Below are 19,895 nucleotides of genomic sequence, written 5' to 3'. Positions count from 1 at the left end.
CCCGGCCGGCGGTCGGCATGGCCGCCCCCGCCCCCCACACTTCCATTCTGCGGAAGTTGAATTCCGGAGAGTGGGGTCAGGTTCTCATGTCCGCGGTGCGGGTGGTGTGTGAGGTGGATCACTTTTGGGTATTTCGGGGCGCCTCTCGCGGGAGTGGTTTCCGGCCGGGTCTCTGTATGGGCGTGGCGCAAAAGGCTTGCTGTCGGCGGGTGTTCGGGCTTGCGGGTGAGGGGGTATCCGGCGCCGATTGAACCTGGACAGACTTCAACGGATTGTGGCAGCGTCAGCCCTGCACGGAATTTATCTTTCGCATGATGGAAGTGCGCCAATGGGGGAGCGTATGACCGAGGCAGGACCGCTTTCGCTGGGCCAGCTCTCGGTATGGCACGACATCCGGGGCCTGCCGGCCCGGCGATGGCACGAGCCGAACAACGCGGCGGTCTGGCCGCTGCCGCGGGGCATCGACGCGGAGCAGGTGCGTACGGCACTGCGGGTGGTCGCCACCCGCCATCCGTCTCTGCGAACGCGTTACGACGTCCATGACGCCGATGCGCCGGGCCAGTTGCCGCCCGACACCGGCTTTCACGACGCGCTACCGGTCATCGAGGGCGGGGACGCCGCGCCCGCGGACCTCGCCGCCGAGCTGGCCGCCCAGCCCTTCGACCTCGGTCGCGAACACGGCTGGCGGGCACGGCTGTTGACCAGTGGGGGAGCCCCTTCGCATCTGCTGTTCATCAAGCACCACATCGCCGCGGACGCCTGGGCGCAGGAGCTGTTGCACCAGGAATTCCGGCAGGCGCTCGCCGATCCCGAAGGGCTGGGCGCCACCCCGCCCGGCCCCGCCGACCTCGCCGCCGAACAGCACAGCGCCGCCGGACTCCGTCGGCAGACCGCGGCACTCGACCACTGGACGCAGCTGCTGGACCGCGCCCCCGCGGTCGCGCTGCCGCGCACCGCGGACACGGCGGGCGACGTCGTCCAGGCCACCCTGCACTCCGTACCGGCCCGGCCGGCCGCGCACACCGTCGCCGAGCGCGCACGGGTCTCCGTCTCCAGCGTCGTCCTCGCGGCCTACGCCCGCAGTGTGGCCCGGATGTGCGGCGCCGACGCCCTGCTGGTGCAACTGATGAGCGCCAACCGGTTCTCCAGCCGCTGGAAGAACGTGGTGACCTCGATGAACCAGTGGGTACCCGCGCTGATCGAGGACGCCCGCAACGACGATCTGATCAAGCTCGCCGATGCCGTGCACTGGAGCGGCCTCGGCGCCTTCCGGCACGGGATGCACGATGTCACCGCCGTCGCCGCGCTGCGCGCCCGTATGCCCGGTGCCGCCGAACCGGCCTGTGCCTTCAACTACGTGGCCGTACCGGAGAAGGCCCCCCTCGACGCCTTACCGCCCCGCGGACCGGTGCCCGGCAGCCCGCCCGCCCTCACCTGGGAGGACCCCTTCACCACCATCGGACCGCGATGTTACGCCCGCGCGCTGGAGAGCGGGTCCGCCCTCTCCGTCCGGCTCACCGCCAAGGACCTCAGCCGTGAGCAGTGCGCCGACGTGCTGTGGGGTCTGCACGAGAGCCTGCTGAGCGCCGCCGGGCGCCACTGAAGGAGCGGCGGGCAGGGCCGGAGCGCGATGCCGGCGCGGCGGGCGGACCACGGCGCGCCCGGCCCGCCCCGCTTGCGTCTGAACCCTTACTGGATAAGGGAGTTGCTGCTTCCGGCGCCGTCCGCCCGCTTCGGGCCCGTGGCGCCGGACCGCACCGGCCGACCGCACCCCGCCCGCCACGCACTGAGCTGACCCGAACCACCCGGCCGCCTTCTGTCGCCCATCCGCTTCCCCGTGCTCGTTCCTGCCCCAGGAGGCCGCCCGTGCCCGAACACGTGATGATCATCCATCGCTGGACCGACCGCTACGCCGACTACGCCGCCTACCTCGACCACACCGCCCACCGCGTCAGCTACCTCACGACCGAACGGGCCGCCCGCCATCTGCCCACCGAACAGGCCGCCGGTGTCCGGCTCGTGGACAGTACGGAGAACGTCAAGGCGGTCCGTGCCGCGATCGATTCGCTGGTCGAGCAGGCCGGGCCGCCGACCCGGATCGCCGCCCTCCAGGAGACGGACCTCGACCTGGCCGCCGACCTGCGCGGCGAGTTCGACCTGCCCGGGCAACGCGCCGACGACCTGCTGCCGCTGCGCGACAAACTGGTGATGGCCGAGCGGCTCACCGCGGCGGAGGTGGCGGTGCCGGCGACGGCCGCGGCGCCGGACCACGAGGCGGTGGCCGCCTTCGCCGCCCGGCACGGCTGGCCGGTCCTGCTCAAACCCCGGCGGGGCACCGCCAGCGCGGGCATCACCCGGCTGGATTCCGCCGAGCGTCTGCGCGCATACGCCTTCCCACGGGATGTCGAGATGCTCGTACAGACCTGGCTGCCCGACCGGATTCTGCACATCGACGGCATCTTCACCGGCGAGCGGCTCGGCGTCTGGCGGGCGTCGCGCTACCTCCACACCTGCCTGGAGTTCACCACCGGCACCGTCCTCGGCTCGGTGGAGATCGACGACGGTGAACTCCTCGCCCGTATCGAAGAGATCGCCGCCGCCACGGCCCGCGCGGTGTTCACCGGGCCGTCGGTCTTCCACCTGGAACTCTTCGAAAGCGCCGACGGCGCACTGACCGTCCTGGAGATCGGCGCCCGGCCGGGCGGGGCCGAAGTGCCCTTCATCTGGCGCGAGGTGCACGGCATCGATCTGATGGCCGCCGCGTTCGCGCACCAGACGGGCACCGAGGACCGTACCGCCCGCACCGTTGCCGACCCGGCCGGGGTGGCGGGCTGGCTGCTGGTGCCGCCGTCGGTGCCGACGCCCTGCCGGGTGCGTGCGGTCACCTCGCACCAGGGGGCCGGACCGTACACCGAAGTCCTCCCGGAGGTCGGCGCGTTGATGAACGGCGGCGGGTACGAGCACGCGGGGGCCAGATTCCGCTTCCGCGGGCACAGCAGCGCGCAGGTCGAGGCCGCCGTACGCCGCACGATGCGGGACGCGACGCTGGACTGCGTCCCCGTCGACCCACAGGCACCCGCACAGCTCGTCGTGGTGGGCTGCGGCAACCCGCCCTACCGCGAATACGCGCTGAGCGCCGTCGCCGCACGGGTGAGCACCGCCCTCGTCCAGCGCACGGACATCGACTGGCAACGGCGGTACGTGGCCGACAGATTCCGCGCCGCGGACACCTCCGACCCCCTTGCCACCACCCGCGCCGTGGCCTCGCTGCTGACCGGCCACCCCGGCCCGGGAGCCGTGCTGACCTGGGACGAGACGCTGCTGGAGAGCACCGCCGCGGTCGCCCGCCGGCTGGGCCTGCCGCATATGAGCCCGGAGGCAGCCCGCCGCTGCCGCGACAAGCTCGCCACCCGCCGGCTGCTCGACGCCGCCCAAGTGCCCTCGGCGCGGTTCCGGCACGTACACACCCGGCACGAGGCGCTGGCGGCGGCGGAAGAGCTCGGCCGGCCGGTCGTGGTCAAACCCCGCGGACTGGCCGGCAGCATCGGCGTCACCCTCGCAGGCGACGACGAACAGGTCGCCCGCGCCTACGAGCAGGCGCTCGCCGCCTCCTTCCCCGGCATCCGGGCCCAGGCCGGCGCGATCGTGGAGGAGTATCTGCCCGGGCCCGAAATCAGCGTGGACTGCGCGGTGTTCGACGGCACGGTACGGATCGTGAATGTGGCGCACAAGCGCCTGGGGTTCGCGCCGTACTTCGAGGAGACCGGGCATCTCGTCGCCCCCTGGCACGAGGAGCCCTGGGCCGACGAGGTGCCGTCCGTCGTCACCGACGCGCACACCGCCCTCGGCATCCGCACCGGCCTCACCCACACAGAGCTCCGCCTCACTCCCACCGGACCGCGCATCGTCGAGGTGAACGGCCGGCTCGGCGGCGACTTCATCCCGCTGCTGGGCACGCTCGCCACCGGAGTCGACCCGGTCGCGGCCGCCGCCGATATCGCGCTCGGCCGCACGCCCCGGCTCACGCCCGTCCGCGACCGCTGTGCGGAGGTCCGCTTCGTCTACCCCGAGACCGACGGCACCGTGCGCTCCCTCGACCTGACCGCCGCAGCGGCCGAGCCCGGCATCGTCGAAGCCATCGCGCTCGCCGCCCCCGGCAGCGAACTGCTGCTGCCGCCCCGCGGCATCGTGCCGCGGCTCGCCGCCCTGGTGGCCGTGGGCGACACCCCCGAGGACTGCGCCGCCGCGCTCGACCGCGCCCAGTGCGCCGTACGGCACTGCCTCACCCCGCTCCCGTGACCGACCGCCCTGCCGACGAAGAGAGATACCCATGACCTGGATCCTTGGTGTCAACGCACCGCCCACCGGCTGGCACGACAGCGCCGCCTGCCTCATCAACGGGGACGGCGAGATCGTCGCCTTCACCGAGGAGGAGCGCTGCAACCGGCACCGGCACTCGCTCTACCGCAAGCCCCTCGGCGCCGCCCGCTTCTGCCTGGAACAGGCAGGCATCTCCGCCGCCGACGTCGATGTGGTCGCCCTCGGCTGGGACAGCGAGCAGCTCTATCCCCGGCGCTTCGCGACCGACGCCGACTTCCTCGCCTACGCCGTCGGCCTGGACTTCGGCGACCGCACCCCGGAGGTCGTCCGCGTCCCCCACCACCAGGCGCACGCCGCCTCCTCCTTCTACGCCTCGCCCTTCGCCAAGGCCGGCGTGCTGGTCATCGACGGGCACGGCGAGAACGAGTCCTCCACCATCTGGACGTACGAGGACGGCGCCGAGCCCCGCCTGGAGCGCACCTGGCAGCGCACCGCCTCGCTCGGCTACGCCTACGACGCCGCCTCCACCTGGCTCGGCTTCTCCTTCCTCAACGCCGGCAAGACCATGGGCCTGGCCGCCTACGGACGCGCCGAACAGCTCCAGGTGGAGTCCCTCGTGGACATCGAGGCCGACGACTTCCGCCTCGCGGTCGAGCCACTGGCGGAGAGCCGGGGGAGCGCTACCGCCGACGAGATCAAGGAGCAGTACGACACCGTCGTCGGCCGGTGGCGGGAGCGCTATACGAAGATCGCCGGTGCGGACGGCCCGACCGCACCCGAGGAACGGCTCACCGAGGACCCGAACGCGATCCTCGTCGCCTACACCGCGCAGCGCCTGATCGAGCAGACCGTGACCCATCTCGCCGCGCTCACCCGCAAGGCGTCCGGCGTCGAGCAGCTGTGCCTCAGCGGCGGGGTCGCGCTCAACTGCAGCACCAACGGCACCCTGCCCGGCCCGCTGTACGTGCCGCCAGTGCCGCACGATGCGGGCGTCGCCCTGGGGGCCGCATGGACGGTGCGGCCGCCCAGGAGGCGGGCGGGTGCGTTGAGTCCCTATCTGGGCGCGGATGTCGGGGCCCCTGATCACCTCAACGGGGAGGGGGCGGAGGATATTTCGGGTCTGGTCCGTGCGGACCTGGATATCGATGTGCTGACCGACCTGCTGCTGGACGGCCGGGTCGGCGCGGTCGCCCAGGGCCGGTCCGAGGTGGGCCCGCGCGCGCTGTGCCGCCGGTCGATCATCGCCGTACCGGACACCGCGGACGTCAACACCCGGGTCAACACCCTCAAGAACCGGGAGCAATGGCGCCCGTTCGCCGGTGTCACCCGGCCCGAATACGGCGCCCGGCTGTGGGACCAACAGGAGTACCTGAGCCTCTACATGCTCGGCGCCGCCAAGGCCACCGCACTCGGCCGCAGCGTCGCCCCCGGCGTGGTGCACATCGACGGCACCACCCGCCCGCAGGTGCTGCACGGCGACGAGGCCCCGGCCGTGGGAGCGGCCCTGGACGCCCTGCAGCAACGCGGAGCGCCACCGGTGCTGCTCAACACCTCCTTCAACGACAGGGGCGAGCCCATCGTCAACACCGCCGCCGACGCGCTGAACGCATTTCGCGCCATGGACCTGGACTTCCTGGTGCTCGGCGACGACCTGTACCGCAAACCGGGCGGTACGGGAGGTGCGCGGTGAAGCCGGCCGGTCCGCCGGAGCCGGCGCGGTTCCGGGCGTTCGGCCCGCGCCATATCGACGACATCGCCCGGCGCTACGGGCTGCCCGACGACATCCGCGAGACCGTGCGCAGGGTGTCGCTCGTCCTGCCCTTCCGGGTCAACGACTATGTCCTGTCCCAGCTCATCGACTGGGACCGGGCCCCCGAGGACCCGATGTTCCAGCTGACCTTCCCGCAGCGCGGCATGCTGGCCGCCGCCGACGAGGAACAGCTGGCGAAACTCTCCGCCGACCCCGCCGACAAGCTGCTGCTGCGGGAGGCCGTCCAGGAGATCCGCGGCCGCCTCAACCCCCACCCCTCCGGCCAGCAGCAGCTCAATGTGCCCAGCCAGGACGGCGTACAACTCCCCGGTCTCCAGCACAAATACCGCGAGACCGTGCTCTACTTCCCCGGCCAGGGCCAGACCTGCCACGCCTACTGCACCTACTGCTTCCGCTGGGCGCAGTTCATCGGGGACGCCGATCTGCGCTTCGCCGCCCCCGACCCCGGCGGACTCCTCGACTACCTGGCCGGCCACCCCGAGGTGCACGACGTGCTCGTCACCGGCGGCGACCCGATGGTGATGTCCACCGAACGGCTGCGCAGCCACCTGGAACCGCTGCTGGGCGTCGCGTCGGTCCGCACCATCCGGATCGGAACAAAATCCGTCGCCTACTGGCCGCAGCGATACGTCAGCGACGCGGACGCCGACGACGTCCTCCGGCTCTTCGAGCGGGTCGTGGCCTCCGGCCGGCAGCTCGCGGTGATGGCCCACTTCAGCCATCCGCGCGAGCTGCGGACCGACCTCGCACAACAGGCCCTGGCCCGGATCCGCGCCACCGGAGCGGTGGTCTACTGCCAGGCGCCGCTGATCGCGCGGGTCAACGACGACGCCACGGTGTGGAGCGAGCTGTGGCGGGCGGAGCTGGCCGCCGGAGCGGTGCCGTACTACCTGTTCGTGGAGCGGGACACCGGGCCGTACGACTACTTCAAGGTGCCGCTGGCCCGCGCCGTGCAGATCTTCACCGAGGCCTACCGCACCCTGCCGGGCCTGGCCCGCACCGTGCGCGGCCCGGTCATGTCGGCGACACCCGGCAAGGTCGTGGTGGACGGGGTCGAGGAGACGCCCGAAGGGGCCTACTTCCGGCTGCGGATGCTCCAGGCGCGCACGCCCTCGCTGGTGGGCAGGCCGTTCCGGGCCCGCTACTCGGCCGACGCCGCCTGGCTCGACGAACTGGAGCTGGACCCCGCCACCCCTGCCGACCTCGCCGCGGCCGTACGCGGCACCGCTCCGGCCGGGACGCCACCGCCGGACACCGGTGCACCCCGGGCCGCCAACTCCGCGGAAAGGAACCCGATATGACCGCCGTCACTGTGGCCCCGCCCTCCCCGAACCTGGCGCTGAACCAGCTGGTGGACCAGCGCCGCGCCGAGGGGGCGTCCCTGGTCCATCTCGCGTTCGGTGAGGCCAGACTGCCGGTGCTGCCGCAGCTGGCCGAGCAGCTGGCGCTCGGCGCGGCGCGCGCCGCCTACGGCCCGGTGGCCGGCGCCGAGAGCGTACGCCGCGCGGTGGCCGGCTACTTCACCCGGCGCCGGCTGCCCACCGAGGCCGACCGGGTCATGGTCGCCCCGGGCAGCAAACCACTGCTGATGGCGCTGCAACTCGTCATCCCCGGCGATGTGCTGCTGCCGCAACCCGCCTGGAACACCTACGCACCGCAGGCGGTCTACGCCGGCAAGAAGGTCTTCGGTGTGCCGATCCCCACCGAATGCGGCGGCGTCCCCGCACCGGGCGCACTGCGCGAAACGATCCGCCGGGCCCGGGCGACCGGCGCCGACCCCCGGCTGCTCGTCCTCACCCTCCCCGACAACCCCACCGGCACCCTCGCGCCACCTTCGGTGATCCGCGAACTGTGCGCGCTCGCACGGGCCGAGGACCTGCTGATCATCTCGGACGAGATCTACCGGGACATCGTCCACGACCCCGGGACCACCGGCTTCCTCAGCCCCGCCGAGGTGGCCCCCGAACGCACCGTCGTCACCAGCGGACTGTCCAAGACCCTCGGGCTCGGCGGATGGCGGATCGGCGTGGCGCGCTTCCCGCAGGGCGACACCGGGGAGCTGCTGCGGGACGCCGTGCTCGCGGCGGCCGGCGAAATCTGGTCGACGCTCGCCGGGCCGATGCAGCAGGTCGCGGAGTACGCCTTCGCCGAACCGCCGGAGATCGTCGCACGGATGCGGGCGAGCGCCCGGCTGCACGGCGCGGTGGCCCGGGCGGTACACCGCATCGCGGTCGAAGCGGGCGCCGCCTGCCGCCCGCCCACCGGCGGGTTCTACGTCTACCCGGACTTCGAGCCACTGCGCGACCTGCTGGCCGGCCGCAAAGTCACCGACTCGGCGTCGCTCGCCGGCCGGCTCCTCGATGACTCCGGGATCGTCGTGCTGGCCGGCCATCTGCTGGGCGACGACCCGCACGCGCTGCGCTTCAAGGCCGCCACCAGCCTGCTGTACGGCAACGAGCAGCAGCAGGAGGAGGCGTTGCGGGCCGACGATCCCACCCGCCTGCCGCATATCGCCGGCGAACTGGCCAGGATCGCCGAGGGCTTCGCCCGGCTGAAGGGAGCAGCGTGAAGGAGATGGACCCCACCCCGGAATCCTTCGCGGAGATCGCCGCCGCGGCCGACCGGCTGCTGGCCGGGCTGGCGGCGCTCGACGACCACGACATCGCGGCCCCGTCCCTGCTCCCCGGCTGGACCCGCGGCCATGTCCTGTGCCACCTGGCACGCCAGGTCCCCGCACTGGAGCGGCTGCTGGAGTGGGCCCGTACGGGGGTCGAGACACCGCAGTACGCGAGCCGGCAGGCCCGTGACGCCGAGATCGAGGCGGGCGCCCACCGGCCGGCCGCGATGCTGGTGGCGGACGTGCGGAAGACCGCGGCGCACTTCCGGCGCACGGTCGAGGAGCTGCCCGCCCCCGCCTGGCAGGCGACCATCCGGCCCTTCACCGGTGAACTCTGCACCTCCCGGCGGATCTTGGTCATCCGGGTGCGCGAACTCGAACTGCACCATGTGGACCTGGACATCGGATACGGCTTCGCCGACATTCCCGCATCGGCACGGCAGATCATCCTCGCCGACGTACTCGGCTATTACGCCGAGGCCGAGGACGTACCCGACTTCACGCTGCGCGACGGCGCAGGTGCGCTGCTCGGCCGCTTCGGCACCGGCGGCCCGGTCGTCTCCGGCACCCCCGCCGATGCCCTGGCATGGCTTGCCGGGCGCTCCGACGGAGCGCGGCTCGACGCCACGGCGGAGCTGCCCGTACTGCCCCGGTGGCTCTGACCGGCAGCCGGCTCCTTCCGCACGGCTGCCTTCCGCACGGCCCCGAACAGCATCGACCAAGAAAGGAATGTGAACGGATATGGCGGACACAGCGGAACGGGAGCACTTTGCGCTCGGTTCGGTCCACAGCGGTCTGCTGGACTGCATCCAGGTCAATCTGGCGGTGCTCGCCGACCACCACTACGGGCCCGGCACGCACCTCCGGCTCGGCGCGCCCCTCGGCTTCCGCTCCTGGGAGCGGGCGGACGGACTGCCGACGGTCGACCCGCCGCTGGTGGAGCAACTGCCCGCGCTGCCGGACCTCCTGGGGCTCCGGGTCGTACGGCAGCAGCGCATGCGCCGTACCGACATGCTGGCGGCGGTCCGCACGGCCGGCCGGGCGCACTATGTCGTCGCGGACTCCTTCCCTCTGCCCTGGCTGCCCTACCACCGGCAGACGCACATGGAGCACAGCTTCCTGCTCGCCGCAGGTCCCGACGGCTGGCATGTCACGGACGCGTACCGCAGCGAGACCCACTGGGGACCGGCCGCGCCCGGCCACTGGGTGCTGCCCGAGGAGGACCTGGCGGGCATCGAGTCGGCCGAGGTCATCGAGCTGGAGCCGAGGGGCCTGCGGCCGGTCCTCGAACTGCCTCCCACGCTGTCCGTGGACGACGCCGATGTGGCGGCGTACCTCGGCGCCTACGACGACTACGCGGACCGGGCGCGGGCCGTGGAGCAGCTCACCGTCGAAACCTGGCTGCTGGCCCGTGCCCGCAAGCTGCACGCCGCCTACCGTGCGCGGTTCGCCGGCCGGGCCGACGGGCCCGGCACCGAGGCCGAGCGTGAGCATCTGCGCACCTGGGACAAGGTCGTCGAGCAGACCTATCTCGCCCACCGCCGGGTGTCCCGGGGCCGCGCCGAGCCGCCGGGCATCGTGGACCGCCTGCGGGATGTCCTCGCCGCCGACCGCACGGTCTTCGGCGACGCATCCGCCCTCTCCGCGTCCCTGTCCTCGACCTCGTCGTCGTCTTCGTCGTCCTCGTCTCCCGACGACGAGGCGCTGCGGCACCGCGTGGCCGCCGTGGCCGGTGCGGTGCTCGGCATGGACGGGGCCGCGCTGCTCGGCGGCGCCCCCTTTGACTCGTTCGCCTCGTTCAGCTCCTTCCGGCTGATCGAGATCGTCGAGCGGCTGGAGAGCGAGCTGGGCCGGGAGTTCGACGCCGACGACCTCATCCCGGAAAACCTCCGCCGGGTCGACGACCTGTGCCGTATCGCCCGCTGATCACCCCGTACCCGAGAGAGGCCCCCATGGACTCCCGCTTCACCGCACTTCTGCAACCCTTCCTCAAGCACACCGGCCCCGACGAGAGCGCCCTCGCCCCCGACACCGACCTGCGCAAGCTCGGCGTCGACTCCATGCAGGCCATCGAGCTGCTCTTCGCGATCGAGGACACCTTCGGGATCTCGCTCCCGGACGACGCGCTCAACGACGCCACCTTCGCGACCGCCGGCAGCCTGTGGCGGGTGATCTCCGCACAGCTCCCGGACGAAGCCACCGAGGAGACCAACGGGGAGAGCATCGGCGAGGCCGCCGGCGCGATCACCGATCAGGCCACCGGCCAGGTGACCGCATGAGCACCGGGTCCAGCGCCCCGGGCCCGGCGCCGCTCGACCTGGCGGCCCCTCTCGCCGAGGTCGCCGAGGTCACCGAACAGCATCTGACGCACACCGACCGGACCGCGGAATTCCCGGTGGACGCGGTCGACGCGCTGCGCCGCACCGGCCTGCTCGGTCTGCTGGTTCCCACCGAATACGGCGGGCTCGGCGGCACCGTACGCGACCTGGTGGCGGCCGCCTTGACCCTGGGGCGCAGCGATATGTCCCTCGGGATGATCTTCGCGATGCACTGCCAGCAGTCCGCCGCCCTCATCCGGTACGGGAACGAGCGGCTGCGCAAGGAGCTGCTGCCGAGGATCGCCGCGGGGGAGAGCTACCTCGCCTCCGTCACCACGGAAGCCGGCAAGGGCGGTCATCTGCTCAGCGCACAGGCTCAACTGGGCGACGAAGACGGCCAGTTGGAGATCGACCGGTTCGCGCCCATCGTCACCGGCGGCGCCCATGCCGACGGCTTCCTCATCACCATGCGCAGCCCCGGAGCCGCCACGGCCAACGACGTCTCGCTGGTGTACGCGCACCGCGACCAGCTCGACATCGGCGCATCGGGGGACTGGCAGCCGATGGGCATGCGCGCCAGTCACAGCGTCGCACTGAAGCTGACCGGACGCGTTCCCGACCACCAGGTGGTCGGCGAACAGGGCGCGTTCCACGAGATCGCCGCCCAGGTCTTCGGCCCGCTGGCGCATCTGGGCTGGTCGGCGGTGTGGCTCGGCACGGCCGCCGGGGCGCTCTCCCGCGTACTGCGACTGCTGCGCAGCCCCGCCGGCCGCGAGCGTTTCGATCCGTCCTCGGAGCTGCTGCTCACCCGTATCTCCCGCTCGCGCCAGCGCCTGGACGCCGTCCACGCGCTGCTGCAACAGACCCTCCGCACGGTGGAATCAGGCGCCGACCTCTCGGTCCCGGCGCGTCAGCTACAGCTCAACGCACTGAAGATCACCGCATCCGAGCAGTGCCTCGCCGCGGTGGAGGATCTGGTCTCCGCGGTCGGACTGCGGCACGGCTATCTCAAGGACTCGCCCACCCGCCTCGAACTGGCCCTGCGGGACCTGCGCTCCGCGCCGCTGAACTACAGCAACGACCGGCTGCATCTCGCCGACGGCCGGCTGGCGCTGCGGGACCAAGGAGTGAGCTTTGCCTGAGACGCCGCCGAAGGAGCCGCCTGCACCCACACCTCCCCCTGGAACCGGCGACGGGCGCGAGACCCCTTCCTACGCCACGCTCGACGCCCTGCCACGCACCGCGAGCGGGGCGCAGGTATGGGCCGCGCTCGGCCGGGCGGACCTGATCACCCGGGCCTATCGCGACGGCGCGGTCCCCGCGGGAGTCGACCCGGAAGGGCTCGCGGACCTGCTCACCGCCGTCGACGCCCGCTTCTCGATCGCGTCCACCCTGTCGGTGAGCGTCCAACTGGCCACCGCCCTGCCCGTCCTCGCGACGGGCCGGGCCCCCGTGGCGCAGCGGGCGCGGGAGCGCGCGCTCGCGGGCCGGGCGACGGTCGCCCTGGCGGCCACCGATGTCACCGCGGGCACCGACCTCACCGCACTGCGCACCCAGGTGCGGATCGAGGGCGACGCCGTGGAGGTGTCCGGCGAGAAGAACTGGATCGCCAACACCACCACCGCCGAGCACTTCCTCGTCCTCGCCCGGCACCGCCCCGGGCGGCACTTCACCCACTTCACCTGGGTCCTGGTGCCCGCCGACGCACCGGGCGTCACCGTACGCGCGGCGGACTCCACGCTGTTCGCCGACTCGGGCGCCGGCCATGTCGCCTTCGACGGCGTACGGCTCGACCGGGACCATGTGCTGGGCCGGGTCGGCTTCGGACTGCCGCTCTTCGCCCGCCATATCGGCACCGAACGGCTCGCCGGGGCGCAGTGGGGCGTGGCCCTGTGCCGCCGCATCCTGGACGACACCCACCGTCATCTGTCCGGCCGCCCGCACGGCGAGGGCACCTTGTGGGACCTGGACGCCGTACGACAGCGCTTCGCGGCCTGCCTGGTCCGGGTGCGCGAACTCCGGGCGCTGGTAACGGAGTTCAAGGACGCGGTGGCCCGGCACCACGATGCGACGGCGGCCGCCACGCTCAAGGCCGCCGCGGGCGCCACCGTCAACCATGTCCTCACGGAGTGCGGACAGCTGTGGGGCGCGGCCGGCTTCGCCACCGGCGGGATCCAGGAAGTACGCGCCCAGGCCGCGCTGTTCGGGATCGGCGGCGGCGCGAACGAGGTGGTCCTCGGCACCCTGGCGGACGCCGCCGAGAGCGTACTGGCCGACCTGGCACGGCCCGGCACCCTGCCGTGACGGCGCCCCTCCTGGTGGCGGACCAGGTCTGGGTGACCACGGCGACCGCGGACCGGATCACACCCAGCACCCACCGCGACGATCTGCGCCGCGCGGCCGCCATGCCCGCGTGGCGCGCGCAGGAATTCCTCACCGGCCGCGCGCTGTTGAGAGAGCTGATCGCCGCGGTACGGCCCGCCCTGGCCCAGGCGGACATCGTCCCGGACCGGCGCGGCAAACCCTGGCTGCGCGGCCGTCCCGGCCTCGGCATCAGCGTCTCGCACAGCCAGGGTGCACTCGCCGCCGGCGTCGCGGCCGGACGCGCCCTCGGCGTGGATCTGCAACGCCCCGCCCCCTCCGTCACCGCCTCGTTCACCCGACGGCTGCTGCACGAACACGCCCAGCAGCTCGCCGCGCTGCCCCCGGCGCGGGCCGCCGAGGAGGTGGCCTGGGTGTGGACCGCCCAGGAGGCATGCGTCAAGGCCGACGGGACGGGGTTCGCCGGTCGCCCCTGGACCATCGACGTGCCGCCCGGCGCCCGCACCGGCCGCTGGGGCGGCTACCGCTGGATCAGTCTGCGCGACCACTCCCCGACCCCTCTCAGCTGCGCATTCCCGACGGCCGAGACACTCCGGAAAGGCACACGGTGAGCATGCCCGCCGAACGGCACACCCTCTACGACTGGTTCGCGGCCTCGGCCACCGGCCACCCGGACCAGCCGGCCCTGGAGATCGGCGACACCGAGCTGACCTACACCGAGCTCGCCCGGCTCGTCGACACCCTCGCCGCACACCTCCTGCGCCACCTCGACGGCGAACCGCCCCGCCGGGTGGGACTGCTGGCCGCCCGGACCGCCGTCGCCTACGCGGGATACCTCGCCATCCAGCGCCTCGGCGCCGCGGTCGTCCCCCTCGGCCCCTCCTTCCCCGCCGAGCGCAACGCCGGGATCGCACGAGCGGCACAGCTCGACGCCGTACTGGCCGACGGAACCGCCGAGAACACCGGCCGGTTCGACGCTCCCACGCTCACCCTGACCGACCCCGAACTGCTCCGTCTCACCGCCCCACCGCTCCCCGCGATCCGCCCCGCCCGCCCCGAAGACCTCGCCTACATCCTCTTCACCTCGGGCTCTACCGGCGTCCCCAAGGGCGTCCCGATCCAGCACCGGAACATCTGCGCCTACCTCACGCATGTCGTCCCGCGCTGTGTGGCGGGCCCCGGCGCACGCTTCTCACAGACCTTCGACCTCACCTTCGACCCCTCGGTCCACGACATGTTCACCGCCTGGGGGAGCGGCGCCACCTTGGTCGTACCGACCCGCGACGACCTGCTCTCCCCGGTCCGTTTCGTCAACCGGCACGCCCTCACCCACTGGAACTCCGTACCGTCGGTGATCTCGATCGCCAAGCGGTTCCGGGCGCTCCGGCCGGGCAGCATGCCGACGCTGCGCAGCAGCATGTTCTGCGGGGAGCCGCTGACACTCCAGCAGGCCGAGGCATGGCAACAGGCCGCCCCGCTCAGCCAGGTGGAGAACGCCTACGGCCCGACCGAACTGACCGTCACCTGCACCGCCTACCGCCTTCCGCCGGACCGCTCCGACTGGCCGGCGCCCGCCAACGGCACCGTCCCGATCGGCACTCCGCACGAGGGGGTACAACTTCTGTTGCATGAAGGGGAGTTGTGCGTCCGCGGCCCGCAGCGCTTCCCCGGCTACCTCGATCCGGCGAACAACACCGACCGTTTCCTTGCGCCCGACGGGTCCCCGTACGACCCCACCACCGCGCTGACCGACGCCCACTGGTACCGCACCGGCGACGGCGTCGCCCGCGCGGGGGAGGACGCGCCTCTGGTGCACCTGGGCCGCGGCGACCAGCAGGTCCAGGTGCACGGATACCGCGTCGAGCTCACCGAGGTCGAGGCGGCGTTGCGCGCGCTCCCCGGCGTCATGGACGCGGCCGTCCTGCCGCGGACCACCCCCGGCGGCACCGAACTCACCGCGGCATACACCGGCACGCCCGGCACCGAGGACGGCCTCCGGACAGCCCTGCGCGACCGCCTCCCCGGCTACATGGTGCCCGCCACGCTCACCGGCCTCGACGCCCTCCCGCTCAACCGCAACGGCAAGGTCGACCGGGCCGCCCTCGGCGAACTCCTCGGGATACCGGGCCATCCGGCGTAGCGCCCGCGCGGCTACGCCGAGTCCGGCCAGGGCGCCCGCCGGAGTATGTGCTCAACCTCCGTGGGGCGCTGGACGGGACGGGGCTGCCTAGGACTCGTCCGCGACGGACCGCCGGAGGAACGTGCCGACGGTCCGGGTGAAGTGCTCGGGGTCGTCGAGCCACGGGTAGTGGCCGCTGCCCGGCTGTACGGTCAGTTCGGCCTGGGGGAAAAGCTGCGCCGCGGCGGCGGCGATGCGGGGCCGCGGACCGCCGTCCAGCTCACCGGCCAGGACCAGAACCGGCGCGCGCAACGCGGCGATGGCGGTGCGCGTGGCGGCGGGCTCGAAGGCGCCGGACGACGCGTAGATCTCGGCGGCCTCCTCATTGCACTGTTCCACCTCCAACGCGGCGTGTGCCTGGGCGGCCGCGTCCCAACGTCCGTAGAAGAAGGGGGTGGCGGCGTCGAATTCGGCGTCCGTCGCGGTGCCGGCCCAGATGGCTTCGAAGGCGTCGCGGGCGGACCCGAACCATGGCTCGGCCGTGCGCAGGGCGGCCGCCTCCAGGCGGTGCTCCACGGTGAAGTCGACACCGAGCGCGCGGGCACGGGCGGTGATCAGAGAGAGGGTACGTATGCGCTCGGGATACCGGGCCGCGTAGAGAAGGGCGAGATCGCCGGCCGCCGAGTGGGCGAGGACGTCAACGCGGTCCAGTCCGAGGTGACGGCGCAGCGCCTCGACATCGAGGACCTGCCGGTCGCAGCGGTACGTGGCCGGGTCGACGGGGATACCGGAGTCGCCGGTGCCACGCAGATCGAGCATGACCAACTGCCGTTGCTTCGACAGTCCACCGAGGTCGCCCAGGTAGGCGGAGGCGCGCATGGGTCCACCCGGCAGGCAGAGCAGTGGCTCGCCCTCACCCACGACATGAAAGGCGAGGGCGGTTCCGTCGGGAGCGGTGAAGGTAGGCATGGCGCCATCCTCATGATTGCGAGGCGACCTCGGCAAGCGGTTTGCAGCGGCGGCTGCGCGGCCCCGCCGCCTGCCACCAGGCATTCTGCATAACGTGACATTGTACGCTGGTCCTCCGCGCCAACTCGGAGGACCACGATGGGTGAACTCAAGCACCGCAGCCTGATCACTGCTCAGGAGCGGCTCCGCGACCAGGTCGCCCATCAGCTGCGCGCTGCTCTGATAGCGGGCGAACTCCGCCCGGGATCGGTCTACTCGGCGCCGGGTCTCGCCGCCGACTTCGGTGTCTCCGCCACCCCCGTGCGCGAGGCGATGCTCGACCTCGCCCGTGAGGGGCTGGTCGAACCCGTACGCAACAAGGGCTTCCGGATCACCGAGGTCAGCGAGCGCGATCTCGATCAGTACACCGAGATCCGCGCGCTGATCGAGGCCCCGGTCATCGGCCGGATCACCCGCACCGCCACCCGCGAACAGCTCGAAGCGCTGCGTCCGATCGCCCAGGAGATCGTCGCCGCCGCCCGCGCGCACGACTTGATCGGCTACCTGGAGGCCGACCGCCGTTTCCACCTCGAACTGCTGGGCCTGAGCGGCAACGACCGCCTTGTCGAGACGGTCGGCGACCTGCGCAAGCGCTCCCGCCTCTACGGCCTCACCCGCCTCGATGAGCGCAACCAGCTGCTGCCGTCCGCCGAGGAGCATCTCGAACTCCTCGATCTGATGCTGACGGGGGACGCCGAGGCGGCCGAGGACTGCATGGCCCGCCATCTCGGGCATATCCGCTCGCTGTGGGCCCAGGGACGCGATGACCGCACGGTGCCGAACCCCCAGGACCGTCAGGGCCTCCACCAGGACTGACGGCCCGTCGGGTCGTTCATCATCTCGACACCTTCTGAACAAGAAGCTCCTGAGGGCTTGTCAGTGCAATTTCACATTACTATGTTACGGGTCACACTTCGTGGAGTGAAGGCTTCTGCCTCTCCCCCCGCTCAACCCCCCACCCCCCTCGGAGGTTCAGGTGTCACACCCGCGTATGCCGCGCAGACTCCTGCTGGCCACGACCCTCGCCACCACCCTCGCCCTGCCGGCCATCCAGACCGCCCAGGCCGCAGCCCGGCCCAGCGCGCCCGCCGCTCCCACACAGCAGGCACAGTCCAGGCAGCCCCGGGCCGCGGCGGCCCCCACCACCGACAACCCCTTCGACCACGTCCAACACCGCGCCACACAGCCCACGTTCGACGCCTCACCCGCGCCGGCGCCCCGCTCCGTCACCAAGAACGGCCGCATACCGGGGCCCCAGACCAAGAAGACCGGCATCGCGCACCACGCGAGACCGGCCGTCGCACCCTGCACCCTCGACGGGATCACCGGCCTCGGCCCCGAGCGGTTCGCGGACTTCCTCGCCGACCCCGCCGTCACCGCCGACGACTGTCTGCGCAAGCTCGTCTGGAACTGGGACCCCCGGCTCATACCCGTGATGTCCGATGCCCACGTCCAGGCCGTGGCCCGGCGCATCGTCAGTCTCGCCGCCGCCCACGACGGCAAGAACACCAGCCACCTGTACGAGATGTTCACGTATCTGCACGCGGTGGCGTACCAGGACTTCTCCCACGACGAGATCGACACCACCGACGAACAGACCGTCAACGCGGTACGCGCCGCGGTCGACGCCTTCGGCGCCGCGGCCCACACCTTCGACACCACCGCGGAGAACGGCAACACCCTGCGGGAAGCCCTGTACGGCGTGGGCCCGGGCGGACGTCAGTACCAACTCGGCCTGGTCAAGAAGGTCCTGGCCACCATGGACCCGCAGCACACCGGCACCAACAAGAACCGCGCCTGGGGCGGCGCCGCCCTCGCAGCTCTCTCGCTGAACTACCTCGGCGTCTACTCCGGCAACCAGGACGCCAAGTTCCAGGCAGCGGTCGTCGCCGACCCGGCCTACCGCGCCACCTTCAAGGCCTTCGTGGACTACACCCACCTCAAGGGGACCGAAAACGCATGGGTCGTGCGTGACGCGCTCGGCGAGTACGGCCGGTTCGGCGAGATCGAGTCCCTGAGGCCGAACATCGTCAAGGACCTCGGTGCGCTTCTCGGCACCGCCGTCCGGAACTTCGGCGAGGGCAGCGAGCCCTGGGCCAAGGTCGCCTCGTGGCTCAACACCTTCGACGCCTGCAAGCCGTACGGCGTGTGCAAGGAGGACATCGAGAAGAAGATCTTCCCGAACACGTACTCCTACGACAACGGCGCCATCAAGGTCCGCACCGCCCTCGACCGCGCCACCGTCGACCAGCTCTACTACGCCTCCAAGCAGGTCAGGGCGCAGTTCCACCGGGTGCTCGGCACCGACAAGCCGCTGGACGGCGACCCCAACACCACGCTCAACATCGTCCTGTACGCCTCGCGCGCCGACTACCAGATCTACCACCCGCTGCTCACCGGCATGGGCACCAACAACGGCGGCATCTACATCGAGAACGGCGCGACCTTCTACACCTACCAGCGCCGCGTCCCCCAGGACTCCACCCTCACCCTCGAAGAGCTCTTCCGGCACGAGTACGTCCACTACCTCAACGGCCGCTTCGCCGTGCCCGGTTTCTTCGGCGAAGGCCCCTGGTACGAGGGCGACCGCACCACCGCCATGGACGAGGGCAGCGCCGAGTTCTTCGACGGCTCGACCCGCGACGACGGCATCGCCGTCCGCCGGTCGCTCGTCAAGGGCATCATCGCGGACACATCGAACGGCGGCCCGCGGATGAGCGTCAACCAGCTGCTGCACGCGACCTACGACGGCGACGGCTTCCGCTTCTACAACTACGCCGGCACGTTCTTCGAGTTCCTGTGGCGCGACCACCCGGGGAAACTCCAGGAGATGTACAGGCATCTGCGGGAGAACGATCCGGCCGCCTTCGATGCCTGGCGCAACCAGCAGGGGTCGGACGCAGCGCTCCAGCAGCAGTACGACGCCTTCCTCGACGACCAGATCGCCAAGGTCGACGACCTGTACGTCCCCAACACCAAGTTCACCCCCAACCGCTCCCTGAAGTTCGCCAAGGCGAACGAGGTGCGGAGCGCCTTCGCCGCGGCCACCGCAAGCACGCCCGCGTGCAAGGACAATAACGACCCGGCGTACGGCCGCTTCGTGTGCACCGGCCGGATCACCGCCCGCCTCGGCAACTCCGGCGATCCCAGCCAGATCTTCAAGGACATGTCCGAAACCGTCGACTACTTCCTCCTCGACCGCGCAAAGCCCGCCGCCAACAACCTCACCGACATGAACTGCTCCTTCGGCCCGACCACCGTCTGGTCCTCGGGCCAGGCGGGCACCGCGGACTTCAGCTGCGAGGGGCCGCTGCGGCGGTGACCGCGTAGCGGGCGGCCGACCGGCGGGCGAACAGGCCGGTCGGCCCCTGTTGCGCGGGGCCGCGGACCTTTCACGCTGGAGATGTCACGTCGGGCAGA

At 71.9% G+C, this 19,895-nt stretch carries 15 protein-coding genes; 14 read left to right on the top strand and 1 reads right to left on the bottom strand.

Annotation, left to right across the window (positions count from 1 at the left end; genetic code table 11):
- Positions 1–340 precede the first annotated feature (340 nt).
- The 12 genes from DY245_RS01515 to DY245_RS01460 all read left to right on the top strand — a co-directional run bounded on the left by DY245_RS01515 (position 341) and on the right by DY245_RS01460 (position 15,488).
- A complete protein-coding gene (locus DY245_RS01515) occupies positions 341–1,603 on the top strand; it encodes a condensation domain-containing protein (protein ID WP_181923465.1) in 1,263 nt (420 codons plus the stop codon).
- Between the two features lie 263 nt (positions 1,604–1,866).
- Entirely contained in the window at positions 1,867–4,299 is a 2,433-nt protein-coding gene (locus DY245_RS01510; RefSeq protein ID WP_128502554.1) for an ATP-grasp domain-containing protein, read from the top strand.
- 31 nt (positions 4,300–4,330) lie between these two features.
- Positions 4,331–6,010, top strand: coding sequence for a carbamoyltransferase C-terminal domain-containing protein (locus tag DY245_RS01505; RefSeq protein ID WP_128502552.1), 1,680 nt, complete (start codon positions 4,331–4,333; stop codon positions 6,008–6,010).
- The gene (locus tag DY245_RS01500) at positions 6,007–7,392 is read left to right on the top strand and encodes a KamA family radical SAM protein (RefSeq protein WP_220377837.1); all 1,386 of its coding nucleotides are present in this window, start codon (positions 6,007–6,009) and stop codon (positions 7,390–7,392) included. The genes DY245_RS01505 and DY245_RS01500 overlap by 4 nt, the downstream gene beginning before the upstream one ends.
- A complete protein-coding gene (locus DY245_RS01495) occupies positions 7,389–8,660 on the top strand; it encodes a pyridoxal phosphate-dependent aminotransferase (RefSeq protein ID WP_128502550.1) in 1,272 nt (423 codons plus the stop codon). Before DY245_RS01500 ends, DY245_RS01495 begins: the two co-directional genes overlap by 4 nt.
- A gap of 5 nt (positions 8,661–8,665) precedes the next feature.
- Positions 8,666–9,370 (top strand): maleylpyruvate isomerase family mycothiol-dependent enzyme, encoded by a 705-nt coding sequence (locus DY245_RS01490; protein ID WP_244942761.1) that lies wholly within the window; start codon positions 8,666–8,668, stop codon positions 9,368–9,370.
- A 79-nt stretch (positions 9,371–9,449) separates the two neighbouring features.
- Complete coding sequence (locus DY245_RS01485; protein ID WP_128502547.1) at positions 9,450–10,634, top strand: acyl carrier protein; 1,185 nt, start codon at positions 9,450–9,452, stop codon at positions 10,632–10,634.
- A 26-nt stretch (positions 10,635–10,660) separates the two neighbouring features.
- The gene (locus tag DY245_RS01480) at positions 10,661–10,987 is read left to right on the top strand and encodes an acyl carrier protein (RefSeq protein WP_128502545.1); all 327 of its coding nucleotides are present in this window, start codon (positions 10,661–10,663) and stop codon (positions 10,985–10,987) included.
- The gene (locus tag DY245_RS01475; protein WP_128502544.1) at positions 10,984–12,168 is read left to right on the top strand and encodes an acyl-CoA dehydrogenase family protein; all 1,185 of its coding nucleotides are present in this window, start codon (positions 10,984–10,986) and stop codon (positions 12,166–12,168) included. The genes DY245_RS01480 and DY245_RS01475 overlap by 4 nt, the downstream gene beginning before the upstream one ends.
- The gene (locus tag DY245_RS01470; RefSeq protein ID WP_220377836.1) at positions 12,161–13,330 is read left to right on the top strand and encodes an acyl-CoA dehydrogenase family protein; all 1,170 of its coding nucleotides are present in this window, start codon (positions 12,161–12,163) and stop codon (positions 13,328–13,330) included. The genes DY245_RS01475 and DY245_RS01470 overlap by 8 nt, the downstream gene beginning before the upstream one ends.
- Positions 13,327–13,959: a 4'-phosphopantetheinyl transferase family protein gene (locus DY245_RS01465; RefSeq protein ID WP_220377835.1), complete on the top strand. Its 633-nt coding sequence runs from the start codon at positions 13,327–13,329 to the stop codon at positions 13,957–13,959. The genes DY245_RS01470 and DY245_RS01465 overlap by 4 nt, the downstream gene beginning before the upstream one ends.
- A gap of 2 nt (positions 13,960–13,961) precedes the next feature.
- On the top strand, positions 13,962–15,488 hold the full coding sequence (locus tag DY245_RS01460; RefSeq protein WP_128502542.1) for an AMP-binding protein: 1,527 nt from the start codon (positions 13,962–13,964) through the stop codon (positions 15,486–15,488).
- An 87-nt stretch (positions 15,489–15,575) separates the two neighbouring features.
- On the opposite strand, the gene DY245_RS01455 is transcribed toward DY245_RS01460, so the two are convergent.
- Positions 15,576–16,436 carry an alpha/beta fold hydrolase gene (locus tag DY245_RS01455; RefSeq protein WP_128502540.1) on the bottom strand — a complete coding sequence of 287 codons (861 nt, stop codon included), beginning with the start codon at positions 16,434–16,436 and terminating at the stop codon, positions 15,576–15,578.
- Positions 16,437–16,574: 138 nt separating this feature from the next.
- On the opposite strand from DY245_RS01455, the gene DY245_RS01450 reads away from it, so the two are divergent.
- On the top strand, positions 16,575–17,291 hold the full coding sequence (locus DY245_RS01450) for a GntR family transcriptional regulator (protein WP_128502539.1): 717 nt from the start codon (positions 16,575–16,577) through the stop codon (positions 17,289–17,291).
- A 175-nt stretch (positions 17,292–17,466) separates the two neighbouring features.
- Entirely contained in the window at positions 17,467–19,797 is a 2,331-nt protein-coding gene (locus DY245_RS01445; RefSeq protein WP_128502537.1) for a collagenase, read from the top strand.
- Positions 19,798–19,895 lie beyond the last annotated feature (98 nt).

This window comes from Streptomyces inhibens, assembly GCF_003389455.1.
Classification (GTDB): Bacteria; Actinomycetota; Actinomycetes; order Streptomycetales; family Streptomycetaceae; genus Streptomyces; species Streptomyces inhibens.
Note: the sequence above shows the minus strand (reverse complement) of the source record. Positions and strands in the feature narration are given on the sequence as shown.